Annotated in this window: 13 protein-coding genes; 4 read left to right on the top strand and 9 right to left on the bottom strand. The window is 68.2% G+C overall.

What is annotated here, in order from left to right:
• Positions 1 to 26: 26 nt before the first annotated feature.
• The 3 genes from DOL89_RS20500 to gspD all read right to left on the bottom strand — a co-directional run bounded on the left by DOL89_RS20500 (position 27) and on the right by gspD (position 3,696).
• Positions 27 to 506 (bottom strand): MucR family transcriptional regulator, encoded by a 480-nt coding sequence (locus DOL89_RS20500; protein WP_119681190.1) that lies wholly within the window; start codon positions 504 to 506, stop codon positions 27 to 29.
• Between the two features lie 140 nt (positions 507 to 646).
• Positions 647 to 1,471, bottom strand: a complete 825-nt coding sequence (locus DOL89_RS20495) for a type II secretion system minor pseudopilin (RefSeq protein WP_119681189.1) — start codon at positions 1,469 to 1,471, stop codon at positions 647 to 649.
• A 5-nt stretch (positions 1,472 to 1,476) separates the two neighbouring features.
• A complete protein-coding gene (gene gspD / locus DOL89_RS20490) occupies positions 1,477 to 3,696 on the bottom strand; it encodes a type II secretion system secretin GspD (protein ID WP_162937734.1) in 2,220 nt (739 codons plus the stop codon).
• A 166-nt stretch (positions 3,697 to 3,862) separates the two neighbouring features.
• On the opposite strand from gspD, the gene DOL89_RS20485 reads away from it, so the two are divergent.
• Genes DOL89_RS20485 through DOL89_RS20475 form a run of 3 tightly spaced genes read left to right on the top strand, consistent with a single transcriptional unit; the run spans position 3,863 to position 7,487 of the window.
• Positions 3,863 to 4,615, top strand: coding sequence for a prepilin peptidase (locus tag DOL89_RS20485; protein ID WP_162937733.1), 753 nt, complete (start codon positions 3,863 to 3,865; stop codon positions 4,613 to 4,615).
• Positions 4,612 to 6,291: a GspE/PulE family protein gene (locus DOL89_RS20480; protein WP_119681187.1), complete on the top strand. Its 1,680-nt coding sequence runs from the start codon at positions 4,612 to 4,614 to the stop codon at positions 6,289 to 6,291. Before DOL89_RS20485 ends, DOL89_RS20480 begins: the two co-directional genes overlap by 4 nt.
• 2 nt (positions 6,292 to 6,293) lie before the next feature.
• Positions 6,294 to 7,487: a type II secretion system F family protein gene (locus tag DOL89_RS20475; RefSeq protein WP_119681186.1), complete on the top strand. Its 1,194-nt coding sequence runs from the start codon at positions 6,294 to 6,296 to the stop codon at positions 7,485 to 7,487.
• Positions 7,488 to 7,532: 45 nt separating this feature from the next.
• Here DOL89_RS20475 and DOL89_RS20470 read toward each other — a convergent pair whose 3' ends face one another.
• The 6 genes from DOL89_RS20470 to DOL89_RS20450 form a co-directional block, all read right to left on the bottom strand.
• Positions 7,533 to 8,183 carry an SCO family protein gene (locus DOL89_RS20470; protein ID WP_119681185.1) on the bottom strand — a complete coding sequence of 217 codons (651 nt, stop codon included), beginning with the start codon at positions 8,181 to 8,183 and terminating at the stop codon, positions 7,533 to 7,535.
• A complete protein-coding gene (locus DOL89_RS20465; RefSeq protein ID WP_162937732.1) occupies positions 8,173 to 8,808 on the bottom strand; it encodes an SCO family protein in 636 nt (211 codons plus the stop codon). Before DOL89_RS20465 ends, DOL89_RS20470 begins: the two co-directional genes overlap by 11 nt.
• On the bottom strand, positions 8,795 to 10,615 hold the full coding sequence (locus DOL89_RS25110; protein ID WP_162937731.1) for a hypothetical protein: 1,821 nt from the start codon (positions 10,613 to 10,615) through the stop codon (positions 8,795 to 8,797). Before DOL89_RS25110 ends, DOL89_RS20465 begins: the two co-directional genes overlap by 14 nt.
• A gap of 237 nt (positions 10,616 to 10,852) precedes the next feature.
• Positions 10,853 to 15,925, bottom strand: coding sequence for a multicopper oxidase domain-containing protein (locus tag DOL89_RS20460; protein ID WP_119681184.1), 5,073 nt, complete (start codon positions 15,923 to 15,925; stop codon positions 10,853 to 10,855).
• A gap of 137 nt (positions 15,926 to 16,062) precedes the next feature.
• Positions 16,063 to 20,493: a beta strand repeat-containing protein gene (locus DOL89_RS20455; protein ID WP_119681183.1), complete on the bottom strand. Its 4,431-nt coding sequence runs from the start codon at positions 20,491 to 20,493 to the stop codon at positions 16,063 to 16,065.
• Between the two features lie 182 nt (positions 20,494 to 20,675).
• Positions 20,676 to 21,398, bottom strand: a complete 723-nt coding sequence (locus DOL89_RS20450; RefSeq protein WP_119681182.1) for a helix-turn-helix transcriptional regulator — start codon at positions 21,396 to 21,398, stop codon at positions 20,676 to 20,678.
• 545 nt (positions 21,399 to 21,943) lie between these two features.
• Here DOL89_RS20450 and DOL89_RS20445 point away from each other — a divergent pair.
• Positions 21,944 to 23,263, top strand: coding sequence for a transporter (locus DOL89_RS20445; RefSeq protein WP_162937730.1), 1,320 nt, complete (start codon positions 21,944 to 21,946; stop codon positions 23,261 to 23,263).
• The last annotated feature ends 61 nt before the right edge of the window (positions 23,264 to 23,324 follow it).

Below are 23,324 nucleotides of genomic sequence, written 5' to 3'. Positions count from 1 at the left end.
CCAGCTCCTGCAGGGCGGCCGCCGGGTCAGCCAAGCACGTCTTCCAGATCGGCCGGACTCTCCGCGCCGGTCTCGGTCTTCCGGGGCTTGCCGCGGGGGTTCGGCTGGATGGACCGGCCGAGGCCCATCTCGGATGCGAGCTTGCGGCGGCAGCGGGAATAGGATGGAGCCACGCAGGGATAGTCCTGCGGCAAGTTCCAGCGCCGGCAATATTCCTCAAACGTCATGTTGTGCCTGTTGCGGAGATGCCGGCGCAGCATCTTCACCCGCGCCCCATCCTCGAGACAGATCAGATACTCGTCCGTGATGGTAGCATCCGGGGACGTGAAGGGCGTGGGTGGGACCGGTGCGGTGGGAAGAGCTATCGACGGTTTCTGCGCCCCCGCAGCCGTCAAAGCCTTTGCCACTTCGCCGATCAGGCCGACCAGATCCCGTTGGTCCACCTCCCGGCGCTGCAGATAGCCGGCCATTACGACGGCAACCGCATTGATTAACATGTCGTTCATTTGGCAAGGCCCCCCAAATTCTTGACGACAATTGGCTGCGGATTTGGACTGAATTGTATCAAATCCCCTGCAATTGGCTGTGCATTATCTGGGATAGCCACCTTCGAGAGGTCAGGGCTCCGGTTTTCCGCGCCGCCTGACTACCCCCTGCGCTCCCAACGCAGCCATTCGATTGGGGCAAGCGCTCTGCCGGTCAGGCGCAGGGTTGCGATCCGGGTAAAGGCCGCCCCATCGGCGGCAGCCGTGGCGGTAAGGGTGAAGATGCGTCGCCGGCTCGGCGCGTAATAGGCGAGGAGGGAGCCCGTGCGGGGTTGCGGCATGCCAGCCTCTCCTCCGGACAGGAGCCGGACCAGCTCAGGCGGAGCCGCGGCCGGATCGAGATGCTCGCGTCCGGTATGCACGGTCAGCACCGGCGCGATCCGCCCATAAAGGTCTCCGTCCACGCCGAGCACCTGGCGTAGCTCCAGTACTGAGCCGAAAGGCGCGTTCGCAGGGCTGTGGGCCAGCCCGGCCTTGGCGTACTCGGCCAGTTCAGCGCCGCCGATCCGCACCAGCCCGTCCGCATCGCGGAAATCAGCGATTCGTGCCGCCAGACGCTCCGCCGCGACCAGATCCTGACCGGCGGCCGTGAGCAAGGTGGCCAGCAGTGGCTCGGGAGCTGCGTTCAGGTCGATCAGCCCGTCCTCATCCGTCAGCGAGACGGTGACCTCGACAGTCCCGATCCGGAGTCGCCGCGGCGTCAGATCAAGCCCGGCAGGGTTCCTGGCCATCTGAATCAGAATATCCATGGCAATGGACTCAACCGCCCCGTCGGCGGCGGCGCGGACCTTTGCAGTGGCCTCCGCGACCGCTCCGCGCTCGATATCGTGCCGGCCGCGGCTCAACGCCACGGTTGCCAGCAGGCCGACCAGGATCACGATGCCCATGACGCTCAGGAGGGCGAAACCCTCGCGTCCGCGTCCCATCGTCGTCAGGTCCTGGGAGGCAGGGGCTGCATGCCCAGCATCCGGCTGCGCAGCTCATTGGTGAGCTGGCGCGCCTGGAGCGGCGTCTGGATGACGTGCGGAGTCAGCAGCACGAGCAGCTCCGTCCGGCGTCCGTCCATGGTCCTGGTGCCGAACAGCGGCCCCACCACCGGCATGCGAGACAGCACCGGCACGCCGCTGTTTCCGGCGCTGCTGCTGTCCCGGATCAGGCCGCCCAAGCCAACCGTTTCGCCGGCCTGGACAGCCACGACGCTGGAGATGCGCCGCTTCTGTATGGTGGGGGCGTCAATGCCGGAGCTGGTGGTGCGTACGGCGTCGGAGACGTTCTGATCGATTTCCAGCGTGACCAGCCCGCCCTCATTGATGCGCGGGGTGACCTCCAGCGTGACGCCGGTGTCCTGGAACTGGATACTGTTGACAATGACGGAGTCCCGATCCGCGACGTTCACTGCCTGCTGTACCGGGATCGGTACGCTGTCGCCGACCTGGAGCGTGGCTGTCTGGTTGTTCAGCGCCAGCACCTGCGGGGAGGAGATGACGCGCACGTCGGTCAGGCTGGACAGGGCGTTCAGCACCACCCGGGCATCCACACCGTCGAATACGGCCGAGAAGCCCGGAACGGATGGCGAAACGCTGCCCGAGCTGGAGCGGGTCAGCAGGGTCGAGAACCGGCCGCTCTGGAAGAACCATTGCAGGCCGTAGGACAACTCGTCCTGCAGGGACACTTCGGCGATGGTCGCCTCGATCATCACCTGCATGGGCACGACGTCCAGCTGGCGCAGCGCAGTTTCGAGCGTGCGGTACTGCTGCCGGGTGCCGAATACGACCAGGGCGTTCCGCTGCTCATCCGCAATGACGCGGAGGCCGGACATGGCGGACGATCCTTCCGTCGGAGACCTGCCGTCCAGCGCCATCGCCGGGATCATGGCCGACATGGCCGGGCCAGCCGCCGGCTGGGGCGCCATGGCGGTCATCGCCGCTGGCGCATCGGTTGCCCCGCCCCCGGCATCCGTGCCGAACGCAGGCTCTCCGAAGGGCAGACCACCGATCCCGCCGCCATAACCGGGCGCGATGTCCCCGATCGGGCTGGCGGCGGAGGTCTGGCCGGTCTGCATCCCGAACACCTGTCCCAGCGTGGCCGCCAGATCGGTGGCCCGGCCATTCTGCACGGCATAGACGAACAGCTCCGGGGTAGCCCCGCCCCCCTCCTGGTCCAGCCGCTCCACCCAGCGCAGCATCCGGTCCAGTTGGGCCGGATCGCGGGTCACCACCACCACCGCGCCGAGGCGGTCCAGCGGGACGAAGCGGACATCCTCCGCCTCTCCGCCTTCGGAGAAGATCTGGCCCAGTTCCTGGGCCAGGGCGGCGGGAGCGGCGTATTGCAGCGGTTTGAGGGCAAAGGACATCCCGCTCAGGCGGTCGATGTCGAAGGCCTCCACCGCCGTTTCCAGCATGTCCAACTGCGGCCGCGTGCCGGCCAGCACCAGCAGGTTCAGCCTGTCCTCCGGCTGCACCACAGCGCCTTTCGGTACGATCGGCGCCAACAGGGCGGCTAGGTCCTTTGCAGGGACATGGCGCAACGGAATGGCCCGCACCGTAGCGCCCGGCCCGGCGGACAGGGGGACGCCCGCTTGCAGGACGCTGTCCGCCGGCACCACCTGGAAGCCGCCGGGGAAGGGCGCCAGGGCCGCGCCGTGCATCTGTAATATCCGCTCCAGCAGGGGCAGGACCTGGTCGCGCGGCATGCTGCCCCGCGTTTCCAGCGTCACTGAACCTTCAATGCGCGGGTCCACGCTGTAGGCCAGACCCAGCATGTCGCCCAGCACCGTGCGGACGAAGTCCCGGATGTCGCTGTCATGAAAGGTCATCTCCACGGGGCCGCCATCGGGGGATGTGGCCGGGCCAGAGGCCGCGGGCATACGGATGCGTACGTTTCCGCGCTCGACATAGGCCGGCCTCGGACCGGGCCGTCCATCGGCAGGCTCCCCGGCTTGCAGCGGGACGGGTCCGGGGGAGGAGGCAGCGGTGTCGGCACGCTGGACCAGGGCGGCGAACCGCTCCTCGATCCGGGGCGGAGGCTGCACTGCGCAGCCTGCCAGGGCCAGCGCCGTCAGGCCGGCGATCAGGGCCCGGCCGGGTGCGGCCGTGTGGTCCTTTTCGTGCTTCCGACCCGGATTTCCAACTGCCCTGGCACTATCGGTCATACCGGTCACCCGTCGATCTATCATGAACAGGATAGTTGAAGTGATGGCCTGCGAAGGAACCTGGCCCCTATCCGATTGCCGCGCCAAGAACCGGCGGAGGAGTCTGCTAGCGTCACGAAGCCAGCAATTCGCGACAAAATCTAAAGTGTTGTCGGAGTTTGTTCCAATGCTCGATGCGCAGAGTCTCGGCCCTTTGGTGTTAGCCCCCGTAGCGGGTAGTTTCCTGGGCGTCGTTGTGCAGCGCTTTCCCAGCGGCTCGCCGACCTCATCGGCGCGCTCCTGCTGTGAAAGCTGCGGCGCCGTCATCGCCTGGTATGACCTCATCCCGGTGGTGAGCTGGCTGATGCTCAAGGGCCGCTGCCGCCGCTGTGCGGCGTCGATCGGGTTGGTGCCCATCGGGATGGAACTGGGGGCGGTGCTGATCGCCTTGACCTGCGTGGCCTTGTTGCCGCCGGCTGCAGCATGGTTCGGCTGTCTGCTGGGATGGCTGCTGCTGGCCGCGTCGGCGGTCGATGCCACCCACCTGGTCGTGCCCGACAAGCTTTCGGTGCCCCTGGTTCCGCTCGGCATCCTGGCTGCCGAGGTGGTCGCTCCCGGCACCGGCTGGCTGCATGCGGCCGGAGCGGTGGCTGGAGGCGGTCTGTTCTGGGCGCTGGGCCGCGCGTATCGCGGCCTGCGCGGTCAGGACGGGCTTGGCGACGCAGACATCATCCTCGCCGCCGCGGCGGGCGCCTGGCTCGGTCCGGCGGCGCTGCCGGCGGTGATCCTGCTGGCTGCGCTGGCCGGTATCGGCACCCTCGCCTGCACGGTTGCGGCGGGGCGGGCCACCATCGGTTGGGGCAGCCGCATTCCCTTCGCCCCGGCCCTCGGGCTGGTCACCTGGATACTGTTCGTGACCAAGCTGGGGCCGATGCCATGACTGTCCTCGCCGATATGCGCCCCGCCGTTCCATGTCTCGGGGAGCGGCTGTTGTCCGCAGGGCGGTTGAGCTCTGCCAATCTGGACCGCGCCCGCCGTGCGGCGGAGGAGGGCGGCGTACGACTGTCGGCGGCGCTGGTCAGTCTCGGCCTGGTCCCCGACGGGCTGGTGGCCGATATGTTGGCCGAGCTGCTGGAACTGCCGCTGGTGGAGCCGTCCGCTTGGCCGGCGGAACCGGTCGGCAGCCTCAATCCCCGATGGCTGCGGCAGGCCCGCGTGCTTCCGCTGCGGGAAAATGCCGATCATGTGGACGTGGCCATGGCGGATCCGGAGGACGCCTACGCGCTCCAGGCGCTGCGGCTTGCCTTCGGCGTTCCCGTCCGCCCGAGCCTGGCCCCAGCCCGGACCATCGAGCAGGCCATAGACCGGCTGTACGGCCAGGCGGCGGACGCGGCCGGCGACGCCGTGCGTGCGGCGGATGACGATGTGCAGCGGCTGCGCGACCTCGCGAGCGAGGCTCCTGTGGTGCGCTTCGTCAATCAGATGATCGCCGCCGCGGTGGACTCCCGCGCCTCCGACATCCATCTGGAGCCGTTCGAGACGGGCACCCTGCTGCGCCTGCGCATCGACGGTGCGCTGCGCGAGGTGGAGCCGCCGCCGGCGGGCGTCACCCCTGCCGTGGTGTCGCGTCTGAAGATCATGGCCGGGCTGGATATCGCGGAGCGGCGGATGCCCCAGGATGGGCGCATCAAGATGACGGTGCGCGGCCGGGAAATCGACCTGCGCCTTGCCACCGCGCCCGGCATCGGCGGCGAGGGGGCGGTGCTCCGCATCCTGGACCGCGGCGCGGTGGAGCTGGATTTCACCCGGCTGGGCTTCGCCGGACCGCTGCTCGCCGACTGGCGCGCCGCAATCACCCGGCCGAACGGCATCGTGCTGGTCACCGGCCCCACGGGCAGCGGCAAGACCACCACACTCTACGCCTCCCTCGCCGAGCTGAACCGGCCCGACCTGAAGCTCTTCACCGTGGAGGACCCGGTGGAGTACCAGTTGGCGCGCATTGTCCAGATCCAGGTGCGTCCCCAGATCGGCCTGACCTTCGCCCACGTCCTGCGGTCGCTGCTGCGCCAGAACCCCGACATCATCATGCTGGGTGAGATCCGCGACCGTGAGACGGCCCAGATCTCAATTGAGGCGTCGCTGACCGGACATCTCGTCCTTTCCACCCTGCACACCAACGACGCGCCCGGTGCCGTGGCGCGCCTGTTGGACATGGGGGTGGAGGAATATCTGCTGGCCTCCACCCTCAACGCCGTGCTGGCCCAGCGCCTCGTGCGCACGCTCTGCCCCCATTGCCGCCGCCCCCACCCGGAAGCTGCCGCCGTGCTTGAGCGGCTGGCTCCAGACCTCACGGCCGGTAGCGATATCTGTCCGATGCGGCCGGTCGGTTGTCCGGAATGTCGGGGCACCGGCTGGTATGGGCGCACCACCATCGCTGAACTCCTCACCGTCACCGACCCGGTCCGACGCGCCATCATGGGCCGGAGCGATGCCGGAGCCATCCGGCGGCTGGCGGCGGAGGCAGGGATGGAGGGGCTGCGGCGGGCGGGTCTGCGCAAGGCCGCCGCAGGCGAAACCACGGCGGACGAAGTCCTCCGCGCGACGATGGCAGGTTGAGAATGGCGCTGTTCACCTATGAAGCGGTCGAAGCCGACGGGCGGGTGGTGCGGGGCAATCTCCGCGCCGCCGACCGGAGCCAGGCCGTCGCCGCCCTGCATCAGAAAGGGGCCTTTCCACTGCATCTGGCACCGGCAGCAGGAAACCAGCCGGCGGGGCGTCGACTGGCGGCCCGGCAACTGGCCGGGATCGTTCGGGAATTGTCCGTCATGCTCGAGGCCGGGTTGGAGCTGGACAAGGCGCTCACGATCCTGGCCCGGATGGAGAGCGTTCGGGTCCATGCGCCGGTGCTTCGCGACCTTCTGGCGGATGTCAGGGCGGGCGCACCCTTATCGGAGGCGCTGGAGCGTGCTGGCGGGCTGTTTCCGCCCCATGCCGTCGGCATGGTCCGCGCGGGTGAGGCCGCGGGCGCTTTGTCCGAGGTTCTGGCGGAGTTGGCCGCCCTCAGCGAGCGTCAGGCGGAGGCGCAGGAGCAGCTTCGCTCCGCCCTGATCTACCCGACCATCCTGCTGGTGACCACCGGCCTTGCTGTCACGGTGCTCTTTACCATTGTCCTGCCTCAGCTCGAAGTGTTGTTCGATGCCGGGGATGAGCGGCTGCCGCTGGTGACGCGGCTGGTGCTGTCCATGGGGGAGCTGTTCCGGAACTGGGGCATACCGGCTGCGGCGGCCGGCCTTGGCGCTGGGCTCACCCTGGCATGGTTGTCGCGCCAGCCGCGCTTCCGCCGGCCAATCGACCGCTGGATGCTGCGACTTCCCGGATTGGGCGGCATGGTGCGACAGATCGAGGCCGGCCGTTGCCTGCGCATGCTCTCGGTCCTGCTCGGCAACGGCGTCCCGGCTGCCCGCGCCGTGGAACTCGCGGGTGCGGCGGTGGCAAACCGCGTGATCGCCGAGGGAATCGGGCAGGTACATGTCGCCATGGTGGAGGGCAGGGGGATAGCCGGCCCGCTGGCGGCCAGCCGGCTGTTTCCGCCGGCCGCGGTTGATCTGGTCCGGGTGGGCGAGGAGACCGGGCGTCTCGCCCCCATGCTGGCGCAGGCGGCGAAGGTGCTGGAGGCCGCGACGGCCCAGCGCATCCAGCGCATCCTGGCCATTCTGGTGCCGCTGCTCACCATCGGCCTGGGTGGGCTGATCGCCCTGGTGATCGCGGCCGTGGTGATGGCGATCCTGAGCGTGAATTCGCTGGCTGTGTAAGGGCCGGGGCCGCGGCGCTGCCGACGGACCCGGCCGGTTCCGTGCTCAGCAGACGCTGTTCACGGGCGGGAAGGCGGCCAGGGCCTTCAAGCGGGCGGTGACCTCTTCCGGGGTTTCCATCGGAGTCACCTTGGCCCAACGGCGCGCGGCCACGTTGCCGGCCAGCAGCAGCACCGTATGGTCCTCCCGCACATTCAGCTTCTGACCCAGCCGGGAGACCACCCTATCGATGGCGGCGCGCTCCCCCGTCAGGAGCATCCAGTCCTCCGCCTCGCCCATGCGCTTGGCGAAGGTGGTCAGGACCGGCGGAGTATCGGTCTCCGGATCCACGCTGATGGAGACCAGCCGCACCGGCCGGCCGGCATGGTCGCGCACCCCTTGGGACACCGCCAGCAGGCGGGCGGTGGTCAGGGGGCAGGCATCCTGGCAACTGGTGAAGATGAAGTTTGCGATCACCGTACGGTCGGACAGGACATCGGAATAGAACCGCACCGTGCGACCGGTCTGGTCCACCAGCTCCGTATCCGTGAACCATTCCCGCTCATTCTCGTCGCACCGCGCCGGAGCGGGCGCTTCCGCACGGGCCGGCCGAGGAAGCGTGGCGACAGCCGCGCTGCCGACAAGCCCCGCCAGCAGACTGCGGCGGTCAAGGAATGGCAGGGTTTCCATGCGTGGGGCGCTTCGCTCAATGGACATGGGACACCTCTCTCTTCGGCGCACGCAATTGCGCCAGTTCCTTAATGGCGGCGGCGAGACGCTCCGGATCGGGCAGGCCGTAGAACCGGCGCCAGTCCTGCCGGACCGGATCGCCGACCAACATGCTGGGCAGGTGGGCAGCCGGATCGGCGCTATAGCTTCCGAGGCCCCTCAGCACGGCGGCGATGTCCTGCCGCTCCCCCGTGACCAGGGTCCAGGACGGGTGCGCGCCATAGGTGGCGGCATAGGAAGTTAGGCGTTCCGGCGTATCGCGCACCGGGTCGAGCGAGACGGAGACATAGTCCACCTCAATCCCGGCAGCGTCGACCTGTGCCCGCAGCTCGGCCAGCAGGGCGGAGGTCACGGGGCAGACCGTGGTGCAGTTGGTGAAGATGGCGTCGATCACCGCGATGCGGCCCGCGACCACATCGCCGGCAAACTGGCGCTCGGCACCGGCGGCATCGATGACCGGAACATCGGCCAGATGCACGCGGGCGGACCGATCCGGCTGCCGCTCGTCCCGGCCGCCATGCCCGGCATGGCCGACTTCATGGGCAAGGCCTGGGCCGGCAGCACAAAGGCCGATTGCGGCCGCCGCGGCGATGATCAGGTCACGGCGTCTCATTCTTGGGCTCCTCCACGGCATCGAGAATGCGCCAGGGCAGTTGGTGGTAGCCGACACGCAGGGACGGCGCTTCCACCAGAAGCTGCCAGCGTCCGGCCTCGGGCAGGGCAAGCTTGGCGCTGTACTCGCCCTTGCCCAGCGGCTCCGCCGCCACGCGGGTCTGGCGCGTTCCGGGCAGGAGGATGGCCATGAGCTGTACGTCCTTGGCCTCGCCGACATTGGCGGGGCCGCTCAGCCGGAACCGGATATCGGCGGTCTGCCCCACAGGCAGGACACGCTCGCCGCCCAGATGCTCCAGCGCCAGGCGCTTTCTTCCGGCTGGGTCGGGGGCGACGGCGACCGGCAGGCATTCGGCGACGGCCGGGCTGTCCAACCTCAGCGCCAGCTCATAATCGCCGTGTCGCGGCAGCGTTACCGTTGCGCTGTGAATGCCCGGCTCCACCTCGCGCAGGCCGTAGCCGACCGCCAACACGGCGCGGGGATTGTGGCGGGCGACGGCCAGACTTCCCATGGGGGCGTTCATGCCTTCCATGTGCAGCCAGACAGCCTCTTCCGCCGGGTTGGCGAGGAGCATGGCGCCCGGCATTGCCGCCGGCGCGATGGCGGGCGCTCCAGCCGGCCGGACCGGCGCGTCGCCGGGTACGCGGCTGCCGGCCGGAACCTCCGTGGTGGAGACCGGGGCGGCGCCGGCAAGGTCGGCCAGCCGCAGCATGCTGACCCGCTCGCTGCCCAGGGCGCGGACATAGGCGAACTCGGTGGTGAAGGCGACCTGGTCCGGTTCGTCGGCGATCTCAACCCGGTGCCTGATACTGTTGTCGGCGGTGTCGAGGAACAGCACCTGCCCGGCGGGCGGATTGGGGGCGGCGATCCAGCGTCCATCCGGCGAGGCGACAAGGGAAACCAGCCCTGCGGCGGCCTCGACCTCCCGCACGGACCCGTCATGCTCCGCGATCACATGGATGCCTGCGCGGGCGGGATCGGCGGTGAAGAAGCTCTGCGACAGCGGCGACCATGCGGCAGCCCTGCCGCCCACCTCCAGCGTCTGCACTGCAGACGTGTCCGCGGTATCGACCAGCCGGGCGGTCCGGGCGGCCAGCAGCAGCACCTTGCCGGCGCCGATCACCGGGCGAGCCGGGCCACCGAGGTCGAAGCGGGCGCTTACCTCCAGGCTTGCCGTGTCGATGGCGACCGCGCCGTTGGCGGAGCTGCTCCACAGGGTGGAACCCGACGCGGCGAGGGACAGGTTGCGGGCCCCCTCTACCGGGATGCGCCGCGTCACCGTCCAGTTGCGCGCGTCCACAACCGCTACCGTGCCGGCATCCGGCAGGCTGACATAAAGGGCCCGCCCGTCCGGCGACAGGCGCCAGTCATAGCCGGGACTTCCAAGCTCCACCAGATGCTCCAGCTTGGTGCGCGACAGCCCGTCCACGGGGTCGATGACGGCCAGGGTGGCATCCTCGTTCATGGTCACGATGCGCCAGGCATTCAGGTCCGCCTCCGCCCGCGTGGTCAAACCGCCCTGCACGAAGGCTCCGATGCGGGCGGGGCAGGAGGGCGCATTCTCCTTGCGGCGGTCGAACCACCCCATCGGCGTCAGGCCGGGAACCGGCGCGCCGGTGGCGGCATCATGGAAGGCGATCGTCATCTCCTGCGCCTCTCCCGCCTTCAGCGGAACGCCGCCGGCGGTCGCAACGGAGATGCGCAGCCCCTGAATGGTGGTCTCGGCCAGGGGGGCGGCCTGGGCGGGCGTGCCGACCGCAAGCCCGGCTCCCAGCAGCAGACAGATGGAGCGGACGGCTCTGTACATCGGGAACTCCATGCTATTGGGCGGTCGTCGGCCGGTCCGGGGCTGCGTTCGCCGGTCTACCGGTCCGTGAAATCGGTCGGGCTAAAATACTACTTTCGATTTGGCGAGGGCTGCGCGCGCTGGGGGTAACCGGCTGGTGCAATGAAGGCACCACCTGCCGGCCCGGTGCGGCCGCTGATCGCTCAAATGAAAAGCGCGGCGCCGGATGTCCTCCGGCGCCGCGCCTTCAGGCCCGGACTACTCCGTCACGCGCAGCAGGTTCCACATGCCGGCTTCGAAGCCGTTGGGGAACTCGTTGCGGATCAGATAGTCTCCGGGGACGTTGAACACGCCGCCCGCCGGGCCGAGCACGAAGTCGAAATGCTGGCCCGCACCGGTCCCCTCGCGCGCTGGGCGCAGGTCGGAGGCCGGATTCGACGCAATGGTCTGCGAGAAGACGTTGCCGTTGGCGTACGGTCGGCTTTCATGGGCGTGGCCATGCACGGTGAACACGCCGTTCCGGCCATGGCCGCCCGGCTGCACCAGCCGGATGCGGACCTGCTCGCCCTTCGCCACGGTCAGGATCGGCGTCTGCGGGTCCTGGCCGCCCGTGATGCTGTTGGACAGCACGTTGGCGAAGTCGATGTCGGCCTTCTGGTTGGGGAACAGGCCGGGAGCATAGCCCTTGCGGAACCAGAAGGGTTCTGTCCGGTAGTTCACCGCCTTGTTGCCCGAGTCCTCGCTGTCCTCGACCCCGACGCAGTCGGTGGCCGCGAACGGGGTTTCAGCCGTTTCCGGGTCCGGGAATTCCGGCCCGTCCTGGCCGACGATCCCTGCACCCGCCACCGGGCAGATCGGGCGTCCGCGGACATCACGCAGGTTGACGTTATCCTGCCAGACCATGACCAGTTCACGGAAGCTGGTGCCGTCCGCCTTGTGGACGGTGGCCTTGGCCCGGCTGTCCGGGTCCACGGTCCAGGTGCTGCCCTGCGGCTCGATCACCAAGGCCCCGACCAGACCCTTGGACGGCTGCTTCAGGTGGTCCGCCGGGGTCAGGTTGACTGCGCCGAACTCCACCGGCGTTGCGACCAGACGCCCATCGGGCTTCAGATCCACATCGCCCGCGTACCAGCGGTAGGTGCGGGAGGTGCCCGGAGCCACCGTCTGGTTCGGATCGACCGTGCGGCGGGCCTCCGTCCGGTTCATGCCGACATTCAAGCCGCCATGCACGGCCACGTCGTGGGCGAGCAGCTGGGCCTGAATGCCCACATGGCGGGATACCTTCACCTGGTTGGCATTGAACTTCTCCACCAGCATGGGGAAGGCGTCGAAGCCGGCAAGGTCAAGGAGATCGCCAGTTGCCGGCAGCTTGTTGGTCAGCTTCAGCTCGATGCAGTCGCCGGCATTGGCCCGCAGGACCAGCGGCTCGACCGGCACGCCGGCCTTGAGCTTGCCCTGGAACGTCAGGTCGCTGTCGTTGACATAGAGGATCGCCGTGGGGTCGTTCAGCGGTCCCTGCAGGTCGGGCAGCGCGCCCGGCCGGCTGTTGTAGATCAGCTTGCCGCCAGGCAGCGCATTCATCGCCTGGACGGCGGTGACCGCGAACCGGCGGATCGGGGCATTGGCCGGGCAGGCTCCGCGGAACTCGCCGGCGTTGCGGACTTCGCCGGGGATGGAGGTTCCCTTGATCGTCAGCGGGTTGCTGGGCAGCGGCTTGAGGTCGCCGCGAACCCGTTCATAGGCGCGCATCAGGCCCCAGGTGCCGTTCCACAGACCGTCCGTGGAAACATCGCCCATATAGATATGGTCTGTGGCGTCGCCGACCGTGGCTTCGGGCGCGAAGACGGGGGTCTCGAACTCGAAGTGCTCGGAAATGCCCATCATCTGCGCGGCGCGCCAGCCTGAGTCGCCGTCGCCCGCTTCCGCCAGCCACTTCGTGCCCTGGACGGAGACGACGTGGCCCTCCTCATGCGCGCCTACCAGCATGCGGACCTGCACCTTGTCGCCCTTGTAGGAGCGGATCAGCGGGGTGAAGGGGTCGCCGGGCCGCACGTCCGCCGTGAGCGGCGGGTAGAAGTCGGGCTGGACGTTCAGCTCCGGGATCATCCGGACGACGTCCGAGCGGTAGGCGAAGGCCGGGTCTCCGGCATTGCCCGTCGCAGGACGGAAGCTGCCGTCGGCCTGCTTGGCGGGATTCAGCAGGCGGTGCGCCAGCGGCTCGTTCCGGTAATTGATGAGCATGGTGCCGGGGTCGTAGGTGGACACGCCCTCGGGGCACGGCGGCGGGCTGCCGTTCGGGCAGATCCGCGGCTTGGACAGCAGGAAGGGGAGGCCGATCGGCGTCCGGCCCGGCGGGTTGATGGCCCCGGACGGGTCGGGTACGGGGGTCTCCGCCGTGCCGCCCTTGTTCTTCTCATAGGCCGGCTGGAAATCCGCAACCGCCAGCAGGAACTCGCGGTAGCTGGACTCGGCGTCGGCCGTCAGGATATCGGCCGCCCAGTTGGTGGGGCCGCCATCGTCGCGGGTGCCCAGCTCCTCCCCGGTCTCGGGGTGACGCCAGCTGCTGCCCTCCGGCTCGATCACCAGACCGGCATAGTAGCCGGCCTGCTGGTGGGTCGAGGGGCCGAAATGGTCGTGCGAGAACACCGTCCGCAGGGTACGGCTGCCGCCCGACCGGTTGGTGATGGGGTCGACATACCAGCGGGACACCATGGTCTGGGCGCCCAGCCACTCATCCCCCCGGCCGCCGCGGAACACCGGATGCTCTTCCGGCTCCAGAGCGCAGATCTCTTCATTGACGAGATCCTCATCCGTTTCGGCATCGCAATGATAGTATTCGCGGATGGCGGCGATGCGCTCCCGCACCTCGCCCGGCGCCAGTACGCCGCTCTCATAGTTCCAGCCGTTGGACGCACCGTCCGAGGCGGTGACGTCGAACTTCACCAAGTGGATGTGCTGGCCGACCACGTCGGTCGGGGTCTTCACCTGATAGTCGTCCTGCTCATAGACATGGGGCAGGAGATTCGTCAGCTCGAAGCTGACGCAGTCGTTGGAATGCGCCCGGAAGAAGAAGGGCTGCGGCGCCATCTTGCCGTCCAGCAGCGGCTCCACATCCTCGTTGTGCGCCAGGATGCGCTGCTGCGGGAAGTGCCAGCCGACCTTATTGAAGGTGACATCCGTCTGGAATGCCGCCCCCTTGATGGTGCGGAACCGGTTCGTGACCGGATTGCCGAAATCGTTCACGCAGGGGTCGGCGAAAGGAGCCCCCGGAACGGCCGGCTGACCGTTGGAGATGAAGCCGCGGCTCTGCCCTTCCGGCGTGACCGAGGGATGGGTGCGGTTGGCGTGGAAGGCCATCGCCACCTTCTCGATGCGGGTGCCGTTCTCATCCAGGAAACGGACTCCGAGCTTTTCAACCAGCTTGTTGAAGTCGTAGGGGTTGGGCGGCGGGGCAATCGCTTCGCCGGCCACGGCCACATGACGCGGCAGGCCGCCATCCACGATCGTGCTCATCGGCGGCTTGGGAGGCCGGTGGCCGGCCTCGCCCGGCACCCAGAAGGGATAGCCCGGGTTCTTGCCCTCATCCAGATCGGCTTCGGCGATGGTCAGGGCGCCGTCCTCGATCGACACCTCGGCCGGCAGCGGGGCCATGGCCAGGGTGGGGATCGGGACCACGGCCGGGATGGGCGTTCCCGCGGCGATTTCGCCATCGGGCAGGGCGCGGGCCCCTTCCGCCGGCTTGCCGTCGGCGGTCAGGGTCGTGCCGGTCTCGAATACATCGTGCACGCGCCACAGCGCCCACATGCCCTGGGCGAAGTGGGGATAGAAGTGGCAGTGATAGATGCTGTCGCCGGCCGTGTAGTTGCGGTTGCCAGAACCGCCGAAGGCGATTTCATAGGTGTAGGCGCTGCCCGGACCGACAGCCTGGCTGTCCAGATAGGCGCTGTCGCCGCTGTTCGGCGTCAGCAGCCACTGGTGGGCATGCAGGTGGAAGATGTGGTGCTCCTGCACGGCATTGAGCTGCCGGAACCGCACCTTGTCGCCGAGATAGCTGTGATGGACATTCGAGGGGTCGTCCGGATAGAGGGCCTTGGTCGCCGCTTCTCCCGGCTGCTGGGCGTTGACCGGCAGGTCCGTGATCATGGCGGGATCGCCGTTGGCCCAGCTGGTCAGGAAAAATTCCTCGTACTTGCATTCGGCGCAGTCGCCGGCCGGGCCGATACCCTTGCGGTTGGCCAGCACCGGCGCGCCGGCGCCGCCGATTCCGTAATTGACGCCGAAGGCGTCGCGCACGCTCTCTAGTGTGAATTCCAGGTTTGGATCGGTGAATTCCGGGAAGGCCTGAAGCGCGAATATCTCGTCATGGAAGATGGCGGTGAATTCGCGGAACGGTTCCTCGCGGGGGCGGGTGACCACATCCTCCGCATCGGAGGGCGGGGCGTTGACGTTCGGCTCCAGAATGTAGTTGTACGGGAAATCCTGCTGGAAGTGCCCGCGGTTCGGCCCGGTGATAATGGCGTTGATGTCGGCATGGACGATCTCGTTCCCGTCCAGCATCGCCAGGATGGGGCGCCCATCCGGATAGCGCGCGGTGTAATCGACCTTCGGATGGCCGGTCGGCAGCTTCTCGCCGCCGCTGGCCAGTTCGATGTCGGCCGCGGTCACCTGGCTGCGGTACCATTCCGCACCCTTGGGCTCCACATTGATGGCGCCGAACAGGCCCATGGTGGTGGTGCCCAGATTGCCCTCGCTGCCCGCTGCGGCCGCGGTGCTGTAGACCAGGTGCGTGCCTTCCTTGGCAGCATGGTAGGTATAGGTCCGGGTCTCCCCCGGTGCCGTCAGGCTGGACGGGTTGTTGCCGACGAAGGAGGCCGCGCTGGAGATGGAATCCACCAAATTCAGGCCCATGGCGAAGAACGATGCCTGCCGGGTGACCGGCTGCTCGCTGTCACGGCGCTGCGGCGACAGCAGATTGGTGAAGGTGACCTGAAGGCAGTCCCCCTCGTTCACGCGCAGAACCATTGGCCGCGGGCGCTTGCCGCTGTGCAGGCGGACCTTGCCGGGCTCCAGCGTCGGCCCGCCGTCGGTGGAGACCACATCGCGCTTCAGGGCATAGATCATGCCGTAGGGGTTCTTGGCCCCGAAGCGGTTGAACGTGATCACCTGATCCAACGCCACCACGTCCGCCGTGATGGTCCGCTCGCAGACCGGCCCGCCGGCGGCGGCCCCATCCTGCGGCAGGGCCGCGAGTACTACACCGAAACAGAAAGCGCCGAGGAAGGCGCGCCGCGCCCCCCCTCGACCCTCTCTTCTCCTCTTTCGACCAGTCATGTTGAACCTCCTCTTTTCTCCTGACCGGTCGGCGCGTGGATTTGGCCTGTCCGGCTGGTTTTCCTGGATTCCCGTATTGTTGCGCCGGTGCCGGGCTCGGGAGCCGCGCCATGCGGCTTCCGGCTGGGTGGGCGTGCTCAGTGCCGCGCCGTGACGACGATCGCGGACTGGATGGCGTTGTTGTTGCCGTTGTTCTGGTGCACCACGGCGACGCCCTTGGCCGAGGCGAAGGCTCCCTGCTGCACCGTGTTGGACGTGGCGGCATCCCCCGAAACCACGCCAGAAGTGTCGGCGACGGTGGCCTCCACATCCGCCACGGAAGCGATGGCGCCGAACGCGCCGCCCGCCGCGGTGGTGACCGTGGTGGCAGCTCCCATGACGGAGTTGTCGCCGCTGTTCTGCTGCACCGCCAGGATGCCGCCGGCATCCTTGAAGCTGCCGGCCAGACCGTTGGCCCGGTCGCCTCCGCCGCTGGCAACGGCGCCGCTGACGCTGGCGCTGGCCTTTGCGCTCGCCTCCAGGGTTGCGCCGGCCTGATCGGCAGGCACGGCCATGATGGCGGTCACCGCAGTGCTGTTCGCCAGGACGCTGTTGTCGCCATTGTTCTGCTGGGCGGCGACCAGCCCCTCTGCCCCGCCGAAGCTGTCTTCGTCGATGCCGTTGCTGCGCTTGCCCGGCTGCCCGCCATTGGCCTCGACATCGGCCACGCTGCCGCTGGTGCGGCTGGCGGATTTCACGGTGCCGTCAGGATCGACGCCCCGCCCGGCGGCAACCGCAGCACTGGCGGAGAGCACGGCGTTGTCGCCGTTATTCTGCTGAGCGGAGACAATGCCCTTGGCCCGCTTGGCGGTGCTGTTCACTGCGTTGTCGCGGGTCGTGTCGGCCGCCGGCGTCCCTTCCGAGATGGCAGTGGCGTTGCTGATCTCACCGCCGGCCCGGGCCGTCTGCGCGACTTTCCTGGCAAGGTTGTCGGCAGTGCCCGCCGTCACGGCCATGCCGAGCCCCATCGCGGCGTTCGAGCCGTTGTTCTGCTGCAGGGCGATGATGCCGCTGGCGTCATCGGCGCTGTCGCGGAGCTGGTTGCTGCGAACGCCGGGATCGATCTGGCGGGCAGTGACGCTGTCCACGGTGCCCATGGTCCGCACGTCCTGAGCGATCATGCCCCGGGTTGCCGCCACGCTGTCCGGTCCGATGGCGGCCACTGCGGAACCGGCGTTCATGACGGAATTGTCGCCATTGTTCTGCTGGGCGGTGATCAGGCCCTCAGCTTCGTCCAGCGAGCGATCCAGGCTGTTGCGGCGGTTGCCGCCGACGGTCTGGGTGCTGTTGCCCTGGACAAGGGCGGCGGCATCCAGCGACTGGTCCAGGTTCCGCCGGCCCTGGTTGGCCGCCACAACCTGCCCCGCCGACATGGCGTTGCCGTCGCCATTGTTCTGCTGGACCGCGATCACGCCGCTCGCCCGGGCTCCTGCCGCGGTAAGGGCATTGCTGCGGCTGGACCCGTTGTCGCCGCCGAGATCGCCCCAGCCTTCGGCGCCGCCGCCTCCCGCAACACCGTCCAGGGTGAGGGACTGGTTCAGATCCCGTCCGCTCCGCTCGCCGGCCAGGACGCTCTGGGCCATGCCCAGGGCGTTGCTGTCGCCGTTGTTCTGCTGAACCGCGGCGATGCCGCCGAAACCGTCGAGCGTGCCTGTGCCCAGGCTGTTCGCGCGGTCCGCCGGGTGGGCGGTTCCGGAGCCCATCTGCATGGTGGCCCCGTAGAGCGCCTGGGAGGCGACGTTGACGTCCTGGTCGAAGACAGGACCGCCGGCCGTGCCGGCACGAACCGCCTGGCCGGTCCCCATGGCGTTGGCGCTGCCGTTGTTCTGCTGCAGGACGGCTACGCCGCTGCTTCCGGCAAGACCGTTATCCACGCTGTTGCCGCGGCGGCCGGTCCGGGGGCCATAGGCGTCGTCCGGATAGTCCACGTCGGCCGGCATGGTCGTGTCGACCATGTTGTTGACGTCCATCCTGGATGCGGAGCCGCTGTTGCCCCGGAGCCCGGCGCTGACCGCCGTCGCAACGGACATTGCGTTGCCGTCGCCATTGTTCTGCTGCAGGACCATCAGGCCTTCCGTCTCCTTCAGGGAGTCGCGGACGGCGTTTTCACGATGCGCACCCATGTCCATGGCAGGAAGAAGGGTCACCTCGTTGTCCACCCGGACGGTCTGCCGCGCATCCCCCGTGCCAAGGCTGGCGCCGACGGCGATAGCCTGGGACATGGAGTTGCCGTTGCCGTTGTTCTGCTGGGCCGACAGGACGCCGGACGTGCCGTTCACGGCATCCTTCAGCGCGTTGGAACGGCGGGAGCCGTAATCGTCCAGCACATCATGCTGCCCGACAATGCCGCCGGCCTGGGCCCGCTGCGTGGATACCGCACCGTCGGGTCCCTCCTGCATGCGGACGGCCATCGCGGTGGACATGGCGTTTCCGTCGCCATTGTTCTGCTGCACCGTGGCGACGCCCTCGAACCCGTTGAGGCTGTCCGTCAGGCTGTTGCCGCGCACCGGTTGCCGGGAGGCGGCGCTCACATCCGTGGTCAGCGTGTTCTCAAAGGTGCGCGCCATCGCCTCGGCGACGGAGGAGCCGTTGGCCCCGCCTCCGATGTCTGCCTGAACGGCGGCAGTGGCGGCGATGGAGTTGCTGCTGCCGTTGTTCTGCACCACTGCTGCCACGCCGCCAGCCCCGTTCAGGCTGCGGTCCAGGCCGTTGGTGCGAGCCAGGGTCTGCGGGTCCTGGACGCCATAGGCGACGCCCTGATCGACCATGTTGAACGTGCTCTCGGTGTAAGTGACCGCCTTCTGGGAGCTTTCAGCGGCAGCGCCGCGGCCGACGCCGGCGGTCACGGACAGGGCCGTGTTCACGGTGTTGGCGTCGCCGTTGTTCTGCTGGATCGTGATGACGCCCTTGGCGCCGTTGAACGCTTGCGAGAGCCCGTTCGTCCTCTCCGAATCTTCGGCCATCAGTTCGAAGCCGGCGATGGAGAGGTTGTTGCCGCTGTCGGCCACTTGGTTCAGCGATCCGCCGCTGCCGACCTGGCCGACGACCGCGGTGGCCGCGCCCATGGAATTGCTGGAGCCGTTGTTCTGCTGGATCGTGATGATGCCGGCGGCACCGTTGAAGGAGCTGTCGATGGCGTTGCGGCGGACGCTGCCGGCGTCGCTGGTATAGGCGTCTGCAACCTGGCCGGTGCTCGCTGCCTTGGTGCGGGCTTGGTCACGGCCGCTACGGTCGCCCGCGCTCACGGCGGTTGCCGCGGACAGACCGTTCGAGTCGCCGTTGTTCTGCTGGACCGTGATGATGCCGGCGGCACCGTTGAAGGAGCCGTTGGAAATGCCGGTGGTCCGCGCGGCGGTCTGCGGCCGGGTGCCGGCGTCATGGTCCAGGGTCGGCACGACCTGGATCGCATCAGCCGTGGCGGACGTGTCCAGCTCCTTCATGCCGGCGCCGCTGGCCTGCACGCCTGTTGCGGCGTTGATCGCGTTGGCGGAGCCGCTGTTCTGCTGCACCGTCATGACGCCCGACGCGCCTGTGAAGGAGCCATCGATGCCCGAGGTGCGGACGCCGCCCTCCTGGTTGGTATAGCCGCCCTGGGTGCTGCCCCCGGCGCGGACGCGCTGGGCGGCTGTGCCTTCACTCTCCTCATCCATGCTGCCGGCGATGGCGACGGCCGCCCCCATGGCGTTGGCATCGCCGCTGTTCTGCTGCACCGTCATCACCCCGGCGGCATTGCCGAAGCTCTGCTGGAGGCTGTTGACGCGCTGGCCGCCCAACGCGGTGATCGGGTCCGCGGAGTTGGTGAGGTCGACGGAGCTCTCACTCCTGACATTCTGTTCCACTGCGCCGGCGCCGCCCATCGCGGTCACGGCGGTGCCGGATGAGATCACGTTGGCGTTGCCGGTATTCTGCTGAAGGCCCAGCAGGCCCATGGCCCGGTCCATGAAGCGGGTCAGGAAGTTGCCGCGCTGGGAGTCGGTGTCGATCGCCTCCGCGCCGCTGCCGCCGCGGCCGACCTGGCCGGCGACCCGCACCGTCTGGGTGGCCTGCTCGGTGGTTCCGGTCTGCGCCTGGACTGCGGTGCCGGCGGCGATCTGGTTCAGATCGCCGGCATTCTGCTGCACCGTTGCGGCTCCCTTGAAGCCGGTCATGCTGTCCACGCCGGTGTTGGCGCGGGTATCGCCGGTGGAGCGGGCATCAAGCTCGGCAGCCGCGCCGTAGACTTCCACCTTGCTGTCCATGCCTGTGGCGGAAGCGGGAGCGGTGATGCCCGAGGCGGCGGAAACAGCGTTGGCATTGCCCGTGTTCTGCTGGACCGTGACCAGCCCCTCGCCGGCATCGCCGGTCCGGGTCAGGCTGTTCTCGCTGCGGACCTGCACGCTCTCCGAGCGGGAGTCCACGACGGCGGCTGCGTTGTTGGGGCCGCCGATCTTGACGGTATTCTGGGCGGGAGCCGCCAGAGCGTGGGGGGCGGTGGTCAGTGCCGCCGCCAAAGCCACGCCTGACACGCCCGCCAGCAAGGTCCTTTTCATCGTCGTTCTCCTGACTGTGCGGGTGGAAGGGCGGGCCGGAGGGCACGCCGCCCATGATGATGACGGGCGGTCCTTCCCGCCGCGTCTCCCATGCCACCTAATCCGGACGGCTGGGGTGATCGGGCCGGAGGCGGCTAATCCGGAAGTGCCGCTCCGGGACTGCTGGATGGGGGACGCCCCGTTCAGGACTGGGGCCGGAGGATCTGCGCCTGGGCGCAGAGCAGCACGTAGACCAGTTCGGCCTGGCGGCAGGTGCCGGTCTTTCCGAAGATGTTCTTCAGGTGGGCCCGGGTCGTTCCGATGCTGATGCCGAGCGTGTCGGACGCCTCGTTCAATGTGCGTCCCGACCCGACCTCCCGGGCAAGCCGGGCTTCGGTGGGGGTGAGGCCGTAGAACTTCTGGAGCCATTGCACATTGATCGGCGCTTCCTGGTCCGGATCGGCGGTCACCAGCATGGTCAGGCCGGGCGCCAGGCCGGGAGCCGCCTGACAGATCATCAGGTTGTAGGGGCGTTCACCGGAAGGGCGGGTGATCATGAAGGCCGTGTCGGCGGGCGGACGGCCATCCTGCGGGCCGGCGGCGAGCAGAGCGCGCAGGGCGGCCGTCTGCACCGGCGAGCCGCCGACCAGATGCCCGTGCGCGAGCCCCAGCCCGTCATTGCGTTGCAGGATTTGGCGCGCCCGCTGGTTCAGTATCCGAGGACGTGCGGCGCGGTCGAACGCCATGACGGCCAGCGGCAGTCGATCCAGCAGCGCTTCCAGCAAGGCCAGCCTTGCGGAGTCCTGGGCGGCGGACTCGGCGCCCTCTGCCGTGCCGTGGCCATGCAGCGGATAGCCGTGGGCCAGGGTACCATACTGGGTGCCAGCGCCCAGGCTCCGGCCGAAGGCCATAACGGTGTCAGGCATGTTCAACTCCCCTGCTGATGTTCGATTGTCCTTCGGGACAGGCGGCCCGGCTCATCCCCGCTGCCCTGCTCCCTGGCCCAGACATTAACACACGGCCGTATTCCCTCTACTCTCGCTAAGAGTTACGCGACACTACCAACAAGACACGGCTACCTGTGTTGGATGATTTTGACTTTTATATGCCTATTTCATTTGGGATGGGCTGAGATAGTCATGGGTTTATAATGACCGAGCGCATACGGGTCCAAGCGGTTATTTGACGCTTGTGGGTTCTGATCTTACGCTCGCCGGGCGGGCAACGACCGCAACGACCGTTGCGCTGAACGGTCGTCCCCAGGGTCCATGGCGGGCTGGAGGGGTGCGCAACCGATGGTCAGGGCGCTGGGTAGGTGTTCCCTACCCCTAGGTGTTAACGCGACTCCCCCGCAGATATCGGGGAATATTTTCAACAAACTGCGGGCAACGGCGGATCGCCCTTCTTTAGGCGAGACCGCGCCCTCGGGAGAGTCTATATGCCCCGTTCTTTCAGGTGGAATTCAGCCCTTTTGTCACGCGTCAGCATGGTCGCCCTGCTGGCGGTGCCGCTCGCCGCCTGCAGCACCCAGAGAGGGGCGCCGGAGCCCACCCGCGCCGAGCTGGTCCAGCGGCTGGCGGCACTGGAAACGCTTGTGCGTGAGCAGCAGGCGGCGTTGTCGGCCAACACCGCGGCCCTGCGCGACCATCAGGCCGCCTTGTCGCAACATACGGAGCTGGTGCGCAGCGCACTGGTCCGGCCGGGCGCTGCCACCCTGTCGCAACAGATGGCGGAGGCCATGCAGGCGCCGCCGCCCACATCCGGGCCGGTGCTGAACCTCGGCACCTACAGCGCCCGCGGCCTTACCCAGGTTGCGGAAGCGCCGTCGGCAGCACCATCCGCGCCACCCCCGGCGAGCCAGCAGGTAGCCCAGGCCGCCGACGAGCGGGCTCGCAACGACCAGATCACGCCGGGCGGCGGAGTCCTGCTGCGCCGGGGCGAGCTGTCGCTGGAGCCAGCCGTGGAGTATGTGGCCAACAGCTCCCGCCGGGTGGAAATGTCGGGCTTTACCGTTCTACCGGCCATTCTGATCGGCAGCTTCGAGCTGCGCGATACCCTGCGCGATACGGTGGTGGGATCGTTGACGGCGCGCTACGGCGTGACGGACGATTTTGAAATGGATGTGCGCGTGCCCTACGTTTACCGCATGGACCGCACCCGCTCCCGCCCCCTTGGCAACGGTTCGTCCGGACAGGAGGTTTTTGAGACAGAGGGCGGGGATCTGGGCGACATCGAATTCGGCCTTCACCATCAGATCAATGAGGGCCGGAACGACTGGCCGATTTTCGTCGGCAACATGCGCGTGAAGTCCACGACCGGCCGGGATCCGTTCGAGACCGAAAGGGACTCCGTCAGCGGGCTGGAAACGAAGCCTTCCACCGGCAGCGGGTTCTGGTCCTTCGAGCCCAGCCTGACAATGATCACGGCCAGCGACCCGGCCGTCTTCTACGCCAACCTCAGCTACATCTATAACCACGAGCGCACCATCGAGGATTCGTCCATCGATCCCGGCGACGTCATCGGAACGAGCTTCGGCGTGTCGCTGGCGCTCAACGACCGGACCTCGGTCAGCTTCGGCGGCGACTGGCAGTTCGTCGGCATCACGGAACAGGACGGCGAGGCCCTGGCGGGCGCGGACCGGCTGACCGTCGGCCGCGCGGTGATGGGACTGAGCCACCGCCTCAATGAGCGGATGGGGCTGAACTTCAGCTTCGCCTACGGCATCACCGAGGATGCTCCGGACGCCCAGTTCATGATCAAGACCCCGATCAAGTTCGATCTTGGCTTCTAGGGAACGGGTATCGGCGGGGCTGTTCCGATGCGCCCCGCACTATCCCTTCGGAGCGGTGATT

The sequence above is a fragment of the Indioceanicola profundi genome (assembly GCF_003568845.1).
GTDB classification, from domain to species: Bacteria; Pseudomonadota; Alphaproteobacteria; order Azospirillales; family Azospirillaceae; genus Indioceanicola; species Indioceanicola profundi.
The sequence above is the reverse complement of the archived record's forward strand: the minus strand, read 5'-3'. Positions and strand labels throughout refer to the sequence as shown.